The following is a 14,627-nucleotide window of genomic DNA, read 5'->3' on the forward strand; positions in this document are numbered from 1 at the left end:
TGGGTCCTCCCGGACGGATTCGGAACGTCGTCGTCGATGCCGGCGCGGTCGGTCCGTCCGGACGGTGCCAGTGTATCCGCCGCCCCTCGCCCCGTCAGCGGATGTGCACGGATGTCCACGGCCGCTGCGCGCACACCGACACCGCCGCGTCCGGGCTCCGGGCGCCTCGGTATGATGAGGGCGTTCGACACCCCGAATCACAAGGAGCTGTAATGCCCATCGCCACGCCGGACCAGTACGCAGAGATGCTCGACAAAGCGAAGGCCGGCGGCTTCGCCTACCCGGCGTTCAACGTGTCATCGTCGCAGACGATCAACGCGGTGCTGCAGGGCCTGACCGAAGCGGGCAGCGACGGGATCATCCAGGTGACCACCGGCGGCGCGGACTACTTCGCCGGCCAGACCGTCAAGGCACGCGCGACCGGCGCGCTCGCCTTCGCGAAGTTCGCCACCGAGGTGGCCAAGAACTATCCCGTCACCGTTGCGCTGCACACCGACCACTGCCCGAAGAACGCGCTCGACGACTTCGTCCTACCGCTCATCGCCGCCTCCGAGGAGGAGGTGCGCGCCGGCCGCAACCCGATCTTCCAGTCGCACATGTGGGACGGCTCGGCCGTGCCGCTGGACGAGAACCTCCAGATCGCGCAGGAGATGCTGAAGCGCACCAAGGCCATCAATGCCATCCTCGAGGTCGAGATCGGCGTCGTCGGCGGCGAGGAGGACGGCGTCCGCCACGAGGGATCGAACGAGGCGCTCTACACGACCCTAGCCGACGCCGAGAAGGCCGTCGACGCGCTGGGTCTCGGCGAGAACGGCCGCTACATGGCCGCACTCACCTTCGGCAACGTCCACGGCGTCTACAAGCCGGGCAACGTGAAGCTGCGCCCGGAGCTCCTCAAGGAGATCCAGGACGGCCTGACCGAGAAGTACGGTCACGGCCCGAAGCCGCTCGACCTCGTCTTCCACGGCGGCTCCGGCTCGACCGACGAGGAGATCGCCGAGGCTGTCCGCAACGGCGTCGTGAAGATGAACATCGACACCGACACGCAGTACGCGTTCACCCGCTCCGTCGCCGGCTACATGTTCGCCAACTACGACGGCGTGCTCAAGATCGACGGCGAGGTGGGCAACAAGAAGGCATACGACCCGCGCGCCTGGGGCAAGGTCGCCGAGACGGGCATGGCCGCCCGGGTCGTCGAGGCGACCCAGCAGCTCGGCTCGGCCGGACACTCCGGCAAATAGCCGCACCGGGCGGCGGTCGTCAACGACGCCCGCCGCCCGCTCCACCACCGATGAGGAGGCCGCCCGGGATGGCCGAGCAGGAACCGCAGCCGGACGACCGGCCGCGGCCGCAGTATGGGGAGCTGGCCCCGCCCGGTTGGGTGTGGCACCCGCCGGCGGACGCCGACCGCTTGGACACGTCCCGGCCGCTGGAGCGGGAGGACGAGTTCTCCGAGGCGGCGCCCACCGGGGTTCCCGTTCAAGGGTTGCGCCCACCGACCGGAGCGCACCCTGTGGGAGCACCGGAGCAGACCGCGCACGGGAACGTCCCGCCCGGCGCCGCCCAGCCGGCGCCCACCTGGAACCTGACACTGACGATCCTGCTCGGCGTCTTCGGCTTCTTCGGGATGTCGTACTCGATCGCGACGTTGCAGGCCATCCCGGCATCCATGCAGCTGCTGCACAGCACCAACGGCCTCGGCGATTACACACCCGCCCCTGTCGTCGGCACGCTCGTCCTCGTCGGCTCGATCCTGATGGCCGTCATCTGGGTCGTCTCGGCGGTCATCACCGCACTGCTGCTGGTCCGGCGCCGCCTGGCCTTCTGGGTGCCGCTCGTCGCGGGCATCATCGCGATGGTCGTGCTGCTGATCTTCGCGGGAGCGGTGCTCGCGACCGACCCTGTACTGCTCGGGTTCTACAGCGGCACGACGGCGCCGACGCAGACGCCGTAGGACCGCTGATGCGGTCAGGCGCAGGAACCGTAAGCTCCCACTGATCTGCGGCTCGGACCGACTCTCTCAGACCATGGTGCGGGACGGAGCGTACCGCCGGACCACGATCAGAGCGACTGTGACGCCCGCGGCGACCAGAGCGAGCACGGCAGCCGCCACGAACGCCAACCTCTCGTACCCGAGCGCGGCCACAGTTAAGCCGGCGACCGCGCTCGCCAGACCTCCCCCCACGTTCAGCACCAGGTCGCCTCGGCCCTGGGCACGTAGTCGGCTCGATCGCGCAACGTTCGAAAGGGCTACCGACGACGAGACCATACCGATCGACCAGGCGAGCCCCAGGCATGCTAGGCCGACTCCGAAGCCGACGAGATCCTCTCCGGCGAGGATGAGTATCCCGCAGGCCATCGAACCGAGGACCAGTCCCACGACGCCTGCCGCCCCGCTGCCGACCCGGCGTACCAAGACGCCGAACACCGGGCTCGCAGCGTACATGGCGACAAGGTGCGCGCTCATCACCGCTCCGACCCCGGCGCCCCCCACACCGACGTGTTGGAGGTGGACGGGGGCCATGCCCATCAGCGCGATCATCGCCATGTGACCCGCGGCGAGGACTGCGATGGGAATGACGGTGGCAGCAGGTCCGGCGGCTGCTGCACGCGGAGTCGGCTGCGTTTGAGCGCTCCCTTCGGCGAGGACCTCGCCGACTCGAGGCATCCGCAGTTGAGCCGCGACGAGGGCGGCGCATCCATAAAGCACGGCAACAACGACGAAGGGGATGGAGGGGCGGTCCTGTCCACCGACGACAGCGACCAGGTTCGGTCCGATCAGCGATCCGAGCGTCGCGCTCGCCAGCACGATGGCGACCTTCCGTGGTCGCGCTGCTGACGTTTCGGCCATGTCGGCCGCCGCATATCGGAGCGCAAGCGCCGCCACCGTCCCGGCTCCCACGCCGGCCAGCCCGAACAAGAAGAGGGCGAGCGCATGGGTGGCCGCTCCCGCGGCCGCGACGCCTGCTCCGACCGCTGCAAAAAAGAATGCGGTCACCAGTGAAGCTCGGCGTCCCCGCCGGGAGGCGAGACCAGCAACGGGTACGGACAACGACGCTGCGCCGATGATCGCGCTGGTTTGTCCCCACCCAGCGACCGACTGCGACCCGGCGATGACCGTCGCCGCGGGGCCGCTGACCGTGAGGATCAGTCCCGCGGCGGCGGAAGCGAGCACCTGGGCGAGGGTAAGACCGGCAAGACCGTGAAGCCGACGGGATGCGCTCACATCTCCTCGTAGTAGAACGGCGCGTCATCCCCCGCCACGAAGACGGCGCGATACTTCTCGAAGTCCTGATAGACCACGGCTTCATATTCGGTGATGATCCGCCCATCCTGCCGCGCGATGCCGACTCCATGCCAGGGAGAGATCGTGGTGGCAGGATCCGCGATCCGAGGAGAATACTGCGACGGCTTGGGGTGCACAGTCCCACGGAGCGCACCCCAGAACGCTGAGCCGATCACATCTGCGGCTTTGAGCTTCGTCATCAACACCGCGTACTCGAAAGCCGTGTGCTCGGCGCGCTCCCTGGTTATGTCCTCCGCTTCTGCGAAGAACGCCGCCAGGTCGACGTGGGACCACCGACCACTTTTGTACAGTTCGGAGAGCGCCGAGGATATCGCGACGGTGTTGGTTCCCTGCCGCAACGCTCGCACAAGGTCGGAACGAGCGGCGAAAGACGGCGAATCCCAGAGGGTGCGGACAGCGTGCCGCGCTTCTGTATCCATCGCCTCCAACTCAGACGATCGGGCAGCGATCAGGTCTTGGAGGTCGACTGTGCGGATTTGCCCGCGCGCGCCCAGTAGTCCGATCAGCTTCTCCAGGTCCGCACCATACGTCATGGCCTCGTCGTCGCTGTATCCGTAGAACGGGCGATAGGCCCGACCATCAAGGATCAGCGTGAACAGCAGCCCCGGAGGGTAGACATGTTTAACCGCGTCTAAAATGTTCTTCAGCAGCTGCAACGCATACAGCTCACCCAAGTCCGGGCTCACGCGCCGATGAGCCGCAGGATTGTGGGGACGGCCCGCAAACGAGGGCAGCACGATCTCAACGGGTGCTCCAACGCGTAGGACCCGATCGAGCTTGCGCAAGGCATCCCCCGCCGGATCGAGCAGATCCGCTTCCTTACCTTTCCTGAAGCGTGGATGGTTGAGCACACCGACGATCTCGTTCGCTGTCGCGGACCCCGAGACGCTGAAATCCGCCAGCCCGTGCTGAGCCTGAAACGCGTCGACATCGAAGCGTGGGATCGTCCGCGAAGGGATGGACGTCCATCGTCGTGCGGCCTCGAGGAGCTTCCACGGGTCTGTTCTCTCCAACCCGCTGGCGTGTACGAGATGTGAGCGAATGTGTCGACGGGAATGCAGTCGAGGTGCAGAGCAGGTGCGAGTGCCATGCCAGCACGTTAGCGAACGGACGATTTCTCAAACAAGCGTATGCATTAAAAGTAGTGCATCTATAGCGGACGCAGGAGCGCGCTCAGCGCCCGCGGCCGCCGAGCGCCCGCGCGTCCTGCTTGCCCGTGATGTCCTTGCGCAGCTCCTTCGGCAGCGAGAACATGAGGTCCTCCTCCGCCGTCTTGACCTCCTGCACGTCGAGGTAGCCGGCGGCCGCGAGGTCGTCGAGCACCTCCTGCACGAGCACTTCGGGCACCGAGGCGCCACTCGTCACGCCGATGGAGGCCGCGCCGTCGAGCCACTCCTGCTTGATCTCGCTGGCATAGTCGACCCGGTAGGCCGCCTTCGCGCCGTACTCGAGGGCGACCTCGACGAGGCGGACCGAGTTGGAGGAGTTCGCCGAGCCCACCACGATGACGAGGTCGGCCTGCTCGGCGACCTTCTTGATCGCCACCTGGCGGTTCTGCGTGGCGTAGCAGATGTCGTCGCTGGGCGGGTCCTGGAGGTTGGGGAAGCGCTCGCGGAGGCGGCGCACGGTCTCCATGGTCTCGTCCACGGACAGCGTCGTCTGCGAGAGCCAGACCACCTTGTCGGGATCTTTCACCTCGATCGAGTCGACGTCGTCCGGTCCGTTCACGAGGGTGACGTGGTCGGGCGCCTCGCCCGCGGTGCCCTCCACTTCTTCATGACCGGCGTGACCGATCAGCAGGATCTCGAAGTCGTCGCGTGAGAACCGCACGGCCTCGCGGTGCACCTTGGTAACCAGCGGGCAGGTCGCGTCGATCGCACGGAGCCCGCGCTCGGAGGCCGCGTTGACGACCGCGGGCGAGACGCCGTGCGCCGAGAAGACCACGTGCGAGCCGGTCGGGACCTCATCCACCTCATCGACGAAGATCGCGCCCTGCTGCTCCAGCTCGGAGACGACGTGCACGTTGTGGACGATCTGCTTGCGCACGTAGACCGGCGCACCGTAGAGGTCGAGCGCCTTCTCGACGGCGACCACGGCGCGGTCGACGCCGGCGCAGTATCCCCGGGGTGCGGCCAGCAGGACCTTCTTATGTCCGACGACCGGGTTATCCTGAAGCCGTCGCCTGGCGCCGGGAATGCGCGGCATCGGGAGGCTGATGGTTGCGTCGCTCACACGTCGATCCTACGTGAGCGCGCTGAGCACGGAATGGGAGCACCCGGTGAGCCAGACGACGGCGGGGCCGACCGCCACGGTCGCCATGCAGGCCGCTCCCCCGACGGCCGACGCTCCGTGGCCCGTCGCGCTGCTCAGCAGCAAGATCAAGGGATGGATCGACCGGCTCGGCACGGCCTGGGTCGAGGGCGAGATCACCCAGTGGGGCGTATCGGGCGGCAACGTCTACGGCAAGCTGAAAGACCTGAACGAAGACGCCACGATCAGCTTCACCATCTGGTCCTCGGTGAAGGCGCGCATCCCGGCCGACCTCAAGCAGGGCGACCGGGTGGTCGCCGCGATCAAGCCGAACTTCTGGGTCAAGGGCGGCACCCTGACCATGCAGGTCTACGACATGAAGCACGTCGGCCTCGGCGACCTGCTCGAACGGCTGGAGCGCCTCCGCCAGCAGCTCTCCGCCGAGGGTCTGTTCGCCGTCGAGCGCAAGAAGCGCCTCCCCTTCCTCCCGCACACCATCGGGCTGGTGACCGGCAAAGACTCGGACGCCGAGAAGGATGTGCTCCGCAACGCGCAGCTGCGCTGGCCGCAGGTGCGGTTCCGGGTCGTCCACTCGGCCGTGCAGGGCGAACGGACGGTGACGGAGGTCGTCTCCGCGATCCGGACGCTCGACGCCGACCCCGAGGTGGAGGTCATCATCGTCGCGCGCGGCGGAGGAGACTTCCAGAACCTCCTGGGTTTCAGCGACGAACGGCTGGTGCGCGCAGCGGCCGCCGCCCTGACGCCGATCGTCAGCGCGATCGGGCACGAGGCCGACCGGCCCCTGCTCGACGAAGTGGCCGACCTGCGCGCCTCCACCCCGACCGACGCCGCGAAGCGCGTGGTGCCGGACGTCGCAGAAGAGCTGGCACGCGTGCAGCAGGCCCGGTCCCGGATCGGGATGCGCGTCACGCACCTGATCGCGCACGAGATCGACAGGATCGGGCACCTCCGCACCCGGCCGGTCCTCGCCTCCCCCTCCTGGATCGTGGATGCGCGGGCGCAGGAGCTGACCCGGTACGTGGCGCGCGGGACCGAGCTGGTCGACCGGTGCGTCGAACGCGAGACGACCAGGGTCGCCGAACTGCGCGGGCAGTTGCGGGCCCTGTCGCCGCAGGGCACGCTCGATCGCGGGTACGCGATCGTCCAGACGTCCGCCGGCCACGTCGTGACCGAGCCCTCCGAGGCGCCGGAGGGCAGCGCACTGCGGCTGACCGTCTCCGGCGGCTCGCTCGCCGCGACGGCCGGCCGAGAACTGTCCTCACCTGCCGGGCATCCCGAACTCTCCACAGGTGACGGCGCACGACCAGCGGGCGCCCAGCGAGCCAAATAGAATGGACGGCATGCCCACTTCCGAGACGACCCCCGCGGGGGATCCGCTCAACTCCCTCAGCTACGAGGAGGCGCGTGACGAGCTGATCCGCGTCGTCACCGAGCTGGAGCAGGGCGCCACCACACTGGAAGACTCGATCGCGCTGTGGGAGCGCGGCGAGGCCCTGGCACGGCACTGCGAGGAGTGGCTGATCGGCGCGAAGGCACGGCTCGACGCCGCCCGCGCCGGAGCAGGCGCGGCCACGACCACGTCGACGCCAGCGACTTCGGGAGCGTTCGACGGCGAATGAGCCCCCGCACCAAACCTCCGGCGGTCGTCGCGGAGCTCGGCCGGCCCGAGACTCCCGAAGAGACGGCCGCCCGCAAGGCCCAGAACTCGGCCAACCACCGCAACCGCCAGACGATCAACAACCTCGTCTACTCGCTGCTGGCCACGCTCGCCCTCGTCGCGGTGATCGTCCTCGTCGTGCCGCGCGGCAATCCCGTCGCGAGCACACCTCCGGTCGACTACGCATCCATCGCCCAGCAGGGCCAGGGAAGCGAGCCGGACGCCCTCCTGGTGCCGAAACTCCCCTCCGGCTGGAAGTCGAACAACGCGGAGCTGCGCACCAAGACGCCCGACAAGGTCGACTCCTGGTACATCGGGTTCGTCACGCCGAAGACACAGTTCATCGGCATCACGCAGGGCTTCTCGGCGAACGACAGCTGGGTGTCCGACCAGGTCAACAAGTCGGTGATCAAGGGGACGCGCGAGATCGGCGGGGTGACCTGGGATGTCTACGACAACCGCACGTCGAGCAGCGACAACGGAAACGTCGACTATGCGCTCGTGACGCAGTCCGGCGACAGCACGATCATCCTGTTCGGCACCGCAGACGACACCGAGTTCCGCACGGTGGCGTCGTCGCTGGCCGACCAGATCCATTCAGTCGGAGGAGGACAGTAGTGCCCACGACACGCCCTGGTAAGGTCTGGAGCTCGATGCTCGACGGCAACGCCCGCTTCATCGCCGGCGAGCCACAGCATCCGCACCAGGATGTGGCGCGCCGCGAGCTGGTCGCCGAAGGCCAGGAGCCGGTCGCCGCGGTCTTCGGCTGCGCCGACTCCCGCCTCGCCGCCGAGATCATCTTCGATATGGGGCTCGGCGACGCCTTCGTGGTCCGCAATGCCGGGCAGGTCGTCTCCGACTCCGTGGTGGGCTCGCTGGAGTACGCGGTCGCCGTGCTGCATGTGCCGCTCATCCTCGTGCTCGGCCACGACAGCTGCGGCGCCGTCGCCGCCGCGATCGGCTCGCAGGCCCACGACGCCGACCCCCTCCCGCCGCATATCGCTCAGCTGATCGCCCCGATACTCCCGGCGGTCCATCGCGTCGCCGGTGAGGGGGCAGTCGACCCCGCAGCGGTCGACGCGAGCGAAGTCGGGCGCGAGCACCTGCGCGACACCGTCTCCGAGCTGCTCGCGCAGTCCGAGATCATCAGCTCCGCGGTCGCCGAGAACACCCTCGCGATCGTGGGCGCGAACTACCGGCTCGCAGAGGGCCGGGTCGTGCCCGACGTCGTCGTCGGTTTGCGCGACTGACCCCAGCTCCCGCTGACAAGAGAGGAAATACACACCGTGGTGGACACCCAGGCGGACGCCGAATACCGCATCGAACACGACACGATGGGCGACGTGCGCGTCCCGAAGAACGCCCTGTACGGCGCGCAGACCCAGCGTGCTGTCGAGAACTTCCCCATCTCGGGCTCGGTGCTCGAGTCGGCCCAGATCGCCGCGCTCGCCCGCATCAAGAAATCGGCCGCTCTGGCGAACGCCCGCCTCGGCGTGCTCGACCAGGACGTCGCCGACGCGATCGCGTCGGCCGCCGACGAGGTGGCCGCCGGAGCGCATGACGCCGAGTTCCCGATCGACGTGTACCAGACGGGGTCCGGAACATCGTCGAACATGAACATGAACGAGGTGCTGGCGACCCTCGCCTCCGACCGCCTCGGGCGGCCGGTGCACCCGAACGACCACGTCAATGCGTCGCAGTCCTCGAACGACGTCTTCCCCACCTCCGTGCACATCGCCGTCACCGGCGCGCTCACCGACGACCTCATCCCGGCGCTCGACCACCTCGCGGTCGCGCTGGAAGAGAAGGCGGAGCTGTGGGCGGAGGCCGTCAAGAGCGGCCGCACCCACCTGATGGACGCGACGCCGGTCACCCTCGGGCAGGAGTTCGGCGGCTACGCCGCGCAGATCCGGTACGGCATCGAGCGCATCCGGGCCGCCCTCCCCCGTGTCGCCGAGGTGCCGCTCGGCGGCACCGCGGTCGGCACCGGGATCAACACGCCGCTCGGCTTCCCGCAGCTCGTCATCGAGCTGCTGACCCAGGAGACCGAGCTGCCGATCACCGAGGCGCGCAACCACTTCGAGGCGCAGGCCAACCGGGACGCGCTGGTCGAGGCGTCCGGCGCGCTGCGGACGATCGCCGTGTCGCTGACCAAGATCTCGAACGATCTGCGCTGGATGGGCTCCGGCCCGAACACGGGCCTCGGCGAGCTGCACATCCCGGACCTGCAGCCGGGCTCGTCGATCATGCCGGGCAAGGTCAACCCGGTCATCCCGGAGGCCGTCCTCATGGTGGCCTCGCGGGTCATCGGGAACGACGCGACGATCGCCTGGAGCGGCGCCTCCGGCCTGTTCGAGCTGAACGTCGCCATCCCGGTCATGGGCACCGCGCTGCTGGAGTCGATCCGCCTGCTCACGCAGGCCAGCCGGGTGCTCGCCGACAAGACCATCCGTGGTCTGGAGGCGAACCTCGACCGGGCGCGCGCCTTCGCCGAGTCGAGCCCGTCGATCGTGACGCCGCTCAACCGCGTCATCGGCTATGAGGCCGCCGCGAAGGTCGCGAAGCACGCCGTCGCGAAGGGCATGACCGTCCGTGAGGCCGTCATCGACCTGGGCTTCGTCGATCGCGGCCAGGTCACGCTCGAGCAGCTCGACAAGGCCCTCGACGTCCTCTCGATGACCCACCCCGGCTGACCCCACTCGGGCCTCCGCCCACCGTCGAGTACACGAATTCTGCACGCGAATCGCCCGGTTCGCGTGCAGTTTTCGTGTACTCGACGGTGGGCGGATGACCCGAGCGGGTCAGGCGAGCTCGTTGGCCTCCAGCATCTCGGTGACGAGGGCGGCGATCGCGGAGCGCTCCGAGCGGGTCAGGGTCACGTGGGCGAAGAGCGGGTGGCCCTTCAGCGTCTCGATGACGCTGGCCACCCCGTCGTGCCGGCCGACGCGGAGGTTATCGCGCTGCGCGACGTCGTGCGTCAGGATCACTCGCGAGTTCTGCCCGATCCGGCTGAGCACCGTGAGCAGCACGTTGCGCTCCAGCGACTGCGCCTCGTCGACGATCACGAACGCGTCGTGCAGCGACCGCCCGCGGATGTGCGTGAGCGGCAGCACCTCCAGGATGCCGCGGTCCAGCACCTCGTCGAGGACGTTCTGCGACACCAGCGCGCCCAGCGTGTCGAAGACGGCCTGGCCCCAGGGGTTCATCTTCTCGCTCGCGTCGCCGGGCAGGTAGCCGAGCTCCTGGCCGCCGACCGCGTAGAGCGGGCGGAAGACCATGATCTTCTTGTGCTGCCGCCGCTCCAGCACCGCTTCGAGCCCGGCGCAGAGGGCGAGCGCCGACTTGCCGGTCCCGGCGCGGCCGCCGAGCGACAGGATGCCGATCTCCGGATCCAGCAGCAGATCGATCGCCAGCCGCTGCTCCGCCGAACGCCCGTGCAGCCCGAAGACATCGCGGTCGCCGCGCACCAGCTTCACCTCGCCGTCGGCGACGACGCGGCCGAGCGCCGAGCCGCGGTCCGAGTGGATGACGAGGCCGGTGTTCACCGGGAGACCGGCCGCCAGATCGGTGCGCATCCACTCGTCGTCGTACAGGGCGGCCATCTGGTCGCTGCCGAGGCTGATGTCGGCCATGCCGGTCCAGCCCGAGTCGACGACCTGCTCGTGCCGGTACTCCTCGGCCGCCAGACCGATGGAGGCCGCCTTGACGCGCAACGGGAGGTCCTTGGAGACGACGGTGACGTCGAGCCCGTCGTGGGAGAGGTTCAGGGCGACGGCGAGGATGCGCGAGTCGTTGTCCCCGAGCTGCATCCCGCTCGGGAGCACCGACATGTTGGAGTGGTTCAGCTCCACGCGGAGCGAACCGCCGTCGCCGACGGGGATCGGGAAGTCGAGCCGTTCGTGCTCGACCCGGAGCTCGTCGAGGTTGCGCAACGCCTGCCGCGCGAAGTACCCGATCTCGGGGTCGTTGCGCTTGCCTTCCAGCTCGCTGACGACGATGACCGGGATGACGACAGCGTGCTCGGCGAAGCGGAAGATCGCCTTCGGGTCGGAGAGCAGGACGGACGTGTCGAGCACGTATGTGCGCTCGCTCGTCTTCGCCGCTTCCGCCGTCGAGCCGATCGACCGGCTTTCGGTCTGCCGGGTTGCTGCCTGTCGGGTTGCTGATTCCGCCACGACCACTCCCACCCCGCCGCTCCCTCGGGAGCCGGCGGATCTACTGGCGAGACGGCCGCTGGTTTCGAAACGAACGTATGTGGCCGTCTCGATCGGGCGCGGTGCCCGATGCGTCGAACCTACGCCCGGCCGCCGACACCCTTCGTCCCCGTGACCGCGTGTCGTGTTTCGTTCCGGTGAACAGTTGCCCCCACTTCGGGAGACGGCGGCAGACGATCAGACGACCGACGCGTAGGAGGTGAGCGCCGCCTGCAGCATCTCGAGCGTCTCGTCCGTCGTCCCGGCGTGGACGCTGACGCGCACGTTCGTCGACCGCACCGATGCGGTCACGCCGTGGTTGTGGAGGGATGCGCTCAGCGCGGTCAGCTGCTCGGGAAGCGGCTGCAGGACGACGATCCCCGCACGTTCGTTGGGGCTGCGGGAGGACGACACGGGCACGGCGAACTCGTCCGCTAGTTGCAGCACGCGCTCGACGGCGTCCGACACGGCCTCCGCGACGGCGGCGACACCCACCTCGGCCAGCTCCTCCAGGGCGGCGGCGAAGCGCGCCTCGGCCACCAGATCCGGGTTCGAGATCGAGAACGCCCGTGCGCCGCGGACCGGGTCGAGCACCTCGTCCCACGGCTGCTCCGGCCCGGACCCCGTCCAGCCGCTGAAGACCGGCGTGAGGTGGTCGATGGCGCGCTCGCTCAGCGCGAGGAACCCGGTTCCCCAACCGGCGCGCATCCACTTCTGGCCGCCGGAGACGACCACGTCGGCGACCTCCCAGGGCGCGTCCACCACCCCGAAGCCCTGGATCGCGTCGACGATGAGCAGCCGGTCTCCGATGACCTGGCGGATGCCGTCGATGTCGGCGAGGTAACCGGTGCGCGAGTCGACCAGGCTCACCATGACGGCGGAGGTGGAGTCGGTCAGCTGCTCGCGGATGCGGGCCGGCGTGACGCGGTCGTGGTCGGTCTCCAGCCACACCGGCGTCACGACGCGGAGAGCCTGCGCGGCGCGCTCGGCGGCGTACGTCACCGAGGGGAACTCCGCCGGCGACACCAGCACGTCCCCTCCCGTCAGGCCGAACGCGGCATGGAGGAGGCCGCTGGACGCGTTCGGCTGGAAGACGATGTGATCGGCCGGGAAACGCGTGAGCGCGCTTACTGCGCTCCGGAGGCGCTCGTCCTCGCCGCGCATCCGCTCGATCGTCCCGTAGCGCGCCCGCGACAGGATCTCGTACTGCCCGAGCGTCTCTGCCTTCGCCGCCCGCGACAGCGGACCCACCCGTCCATAGTCCAGGTAGCCGGGCTCCTCGTCGAACCCGCGGGCGAACTCCTCGAACGTCGTCACCCTCCGATTCTGCCGGATGTGGTGGTCAGCCGCCGAACCGGCGCTGCCGGCGCGAGTAGTCGCGGACGGCGCGCAGGAAGTCGACCTCGCGGAGGTCGGGGCCGAGCGCCTCCACGAAGTAGAACTCGCTGTGCGCGCTCTGCCACAGCATGAAGTCGCTGAGCCGCTGCTCCCCCGACGTGCGGATGACGAGGTCGGGATCGGGCTGGCCGCCGGTGTACAGGTGCTCGCCGATGAGGTCGGGCGTGAGGAGGTCGGCCAGCGTCTCGAGGCTGCCGCCTTCGGCATGGTGCGCGGCGACGATGCTGCGCATGGCGTCGGTGATCTCTTTGCGGCCGCCGTAGCCGACCGCGAGGTTGATGTGCATGCCGGTGTTGCCGGCCGTGCGCTCCTCGGCGGCGGCGAGGGCCTCCACCAGCCGGGCGGGGAGGCCGGTCGTCGTGCCGACGTGCTTCACGCTCCAGTCGCCGTACCGGGAGAGGTCGTCGGCGAGCTGAGCGATGATGTCGATCAGGTCGCCCAGCTCGCCGCTCTCGCGGTTGGTGAGGTTGTCGGAGGACAGCAGGTAGAGGGTGACGACCTCGATGCCGAGCTCGTCGCACCACTCCAGGAACTCGCGCATCTTCGCGGCACCGGCGCGGTGGCCGTGGGCGACCGTGGACATCCCGGCCTGTCGCGCCCAGCGCCGATTGCCGTCGATGATCATGGCGACGTGCTTGGGCAGCGAGTCGCGGTTCAGCGCACGCCGGAGGCGCTTCTGGTAGAGCCCGTAGAGCAGCCCGCTGGCTCCGGGGGATGCTCGTCTGCTCACGCTGCTACGTTAGCGCGGACGCCGACGACGCGGCTCGCGGCGGACGGCTTCACAGCATCCCGGCACCCGTCTCCTCTACGCTGGGCGCATGTCGTCCCGCAACTCCTCGAACCCCTCCCGCCCGGACCGCGTCCGTGACGGGGAGGACGTCGCCGAGCGCCTGAACGAGCCGACGTCCCACCTCGACGCGTCCGACGCCGCCGTGCAAGCGGATGAGCGCGAGACACGCGACGGCGGCCCCGAGCTGCCCAACATCCCGCTGCTCGATGCCTCCCCTGCGAACCCCGCAGAGATCAAGCCGACCTGGCGCGGCTGGATCCATGCCGGAACGTTCCCGGTCACCATCGCGGCCGGAATCGTCCTGATCTGCCTGGCCGAGGGCGCGCCGGCCAAGTGGGCGTCGGCGGTGTTCATGCTGACCTCGATGCTGCTCTTCGGCAACTCGGCGCTCTACCACCGCTTCAACTGGCGGCCGCGCACCAAGGTCATCCTGAAGCGGATCGACCACGCCAACATCTTCCTGCTGATCGCGGGAACGTACACGCCGCTCGCCGTACTGGCGCTGCCGCCGGCCAAGGGCATCCTGCTGCTGACGCTGGTCTGGGCGGGCGCACTGCTGGGCATCGGCTTCCGGGTGTTCTGGATCACCGCCCCGCGCTGGCTGTACGTGCCGGTCTACATCGCGCTCGGCTGGGGCGCGCTGGCGTACGTCGTCGACCTGCTGCACGCGAACGTGGCGATGATGGTCCTGGTGCTCGTCGGCGGCATCCTGTACACGGTCGGCGCGGTCATCTACGGGATGAAGCGGCCCAATCCGTTCCCGGGGCGCTTCGGCTTCCACGAGATCTTCCACACGCTGACCGTGCTGGCGTTCCTGTGCCACTGGACGGCGGTGCTGCTGATCGCGATGCACCCGGCGTACAACGCGGGCTGACGGGCGCGGGCTGGCGGGCGCGGGTTGACGGCGCGGGCTGACGGGCGCGGGTTGACGGACGCGGGCTGACGGGCGCGGGCGCACGGGCGCGTTCGGCGGCCTGCGTCGCGAGGTGGTGGCGTTCCGTTTTCAGGAGG

At 69.1% G+C, this 14,627-nt stretch carries 14 protein-coding genes; 8 read left to right on the top strand and 6 right to left on the bottom strand.

Features of this window, described 5'->3' with window-relative positions; all coding sequences use genetic code 11:
* The first annotated feature begins 212 nt into the window (after positions 1–212).
* Entirely contained in the window at positions 213–1,241 is a 1,029-nt protein-coding gene (fbaA, locus tag SB754_RS10180) for a class II fructose-bisphosphate aldolase (RefSeq protein WP_410782208.1), read from the top strand.
* 68 nt (positions 1,242–1,309) lie between these two features.
* Positions 1,310–1,954 (top strand): DUF6264 family protein, encoded by a 645-nt coding sequence (locus SB754_RS10185; protein ID WP_410782209.1) that lies wholly within the window; start codon positions 1,310–1,312, stop codon positions 1,952–1,954.
* A gap of 66 nt (positions 1,955–2,020) precedes the next feature.
* On the opposite strand, the gene SB754_RS10190 is transcribed toward SB754_RS10185, so the two are convergent.
* The 3 genes from SB754_RS10190 to SB754_RS10200 all read right to left on the bottom strand — a co-directional run bounded on the left by SB754_RS10190 (position 2,021) and on the right by SB754_RS10200 (position 5,512).
* Positions 2,021–3,226 carry an MFS transporter gene (locus tag SB754_RS10190; RefSeq protein ID WP_410782210.1) on the bottom strand — a complete coding sequence of 402 codons (1,206 nt, stop codon included), beginning with the start codon at positions 3,224–3,226 and terminating at the stop codon, positions 2,021–2,023.
* Positions 3,223–4,320: an L-tyrosine/L-tryptophan isonitrile synthase family protein gene (locus SB754_RS10195; RefSeq protein ID WP_410782211.1), complete on the bottom strand. Its 1,098-nt coding sequence runs from the start codon at positions 4,318–4,320 to the stop codon at positions 3,223–3,225. The genes SB754_RS10190 and SB754_RS10195 overlap by 4 nt, the downstream gene beginning before the upstream one ends.
* 160 nt (positions 4,321–4,480) lie before the next feature.
* Positions 4,481–5,512 carry a 4-hydroxy-3-methylbut-2-enyl diphosphate reductase gene (locus tag SB754_RS10200; RefSeq protein WP_410783302.1) on the bottom strand — a complete coding sequence of 344 codons (1,032 nt, stop codon included), beginning with the start codon at positions 5,510–5,512 and terminating at the stop codon, positions 4,481–4,483.
* Between the two features lie 112 nt (positions 5,513–5,624).
* Between SB754_RS10200 and xseA the strand changes: the two genes are divergently transcribed.
* Genes xseA through SB754_RS10225 form a run of 5 tightly spaced genes read left to right on the top strand, consistent with a single transcriptional unit; the run spans position 5,625 to position 9,928 of the window.
* On the top strand, positions 5,625–6,908 hold the full coding sequence (gene xseA / locus SB754_RS10205; protein ID WP_410783303.1) for an exodeoxyribonuclease VII large subunit: 1,284 nt from the start codon (positions 5,625–5,627) through the stop codon (positions 6,906–6,908).
* A gap of 1 nt (position 6,909) precedes the next feature.
* On the top strand, positions 6,910–7,197 hold the full coding sequence (locus SB754_RS10210) for an exodeoxyribonuclease VII small subunit (RefSeq protein WP_410782212.1): 288 nt from the start codon (positions 6,910–6,912) through the stop codon (positions 7,195–7,197).
* Positions 7,194–7,853: a DUF4245 domain-containing protein gene (locus SB754_RS10215; protein WP_410782213.1), complete on the top strand. Its 660-nt coding sequence runs from the start codon at positions 7,194–7,196 to the stop codon at positions 7,851–7,853. Before SB754_RS10210 ends, SB754_RS10215 begins: the two co-directional genes overlap by 4 nt.
* 35 nt (positions 7,854–7,888) lie before the next feature.
* Positions 7,889–8,485, top strand: a complete 597-nt coding sequence (locus tag SB754_RS10220; RefSeq protein WP_410783304.1) for a carbonic anhydrase — start codon at positions 7,889–7,891, stop codon at positions 8,483–8,485.
* A 36-nt stretch (positions 8,486–8,521) separates the two neighbouring features.
* Complete coding sequence (locus tag SB754_RS10225; protein ID WP_410782214.1) at positions 8,522–9,928, top strand: class II fumarate hydratase; 1,407 nt, start codon at positions 8,522–8,524, stop codon at positions 9,926–9,928.
* A 108-nt stretch (positions 9,929–10,036) separates the two neighbouring features.
* On the opposite strand, the gene SB754_RS10230 is transcribed toward SB754_RS10225, so the two are convergent.
* The 3 genes from SB754_RS10230 to SB754_RS10240 form a co-directional block, all read right to left on the bottom strand.
* Entirely contained in the window at positions 10,037–11,356 is a 1,320-nt protein-coding gene (locus tag SB754_RS10230) for a PhoH family protein (RefSeq protein ID WP_410783305.1), read from the bottom strand.
* Positions 11,357–11,626: 270 nt separating this feature from the next.
* Complete coding sequence (locus SB754_RS10235) at positions 11,627–12,745, bottom strand: aminotransferase class V-fold PLP-dependent enzyme (protein WP_410782215.1); 1,119 nt, start codon at positions 12,743–12,745, stop codon at positions 11,627–11,629.
* Between the two features lie 25 nt (positions 12,746–12,770).
* Positions 12,771–13,556, bottom strand: a complete 786-nt coding sequence (locus tag SB754_RS10240) for an isoprenyl transferase (protein WP_410782216.1) — start codon at positions 13,554–13,556, stop codon at positions 12,771–12,773.
* An 88-nt stretch (positions 13,557–13,644) separates the two neighbouring features.
* Here SB754_RS10240 and trhA point away from each other — a divergent pair, with 88 nt between their 5' ends.
* On the top strand, positions 13,645–14,490 hold the full coding sequence (trhA, locus tag SB754_RS10245; protein ID WP_410782217.1) for a PAQR family membrane homeostasis protein TrhA: 846 nt from the start codon (positions 13,645–13,647) through the stop codon (positions 14,488–14,490).
* The last annotated feature ends 137 nt before the right edge of the window (positions 14,491–14,627 follow it).

The organism is Leifsonia sp. SIMBA_070 (assembly GCF_046534635.1).
Lineage (GTDB): Bacteria > Actinomycetota > Actinomycetes > Actinomycetales > Microbacteriaceae > Leifsonia.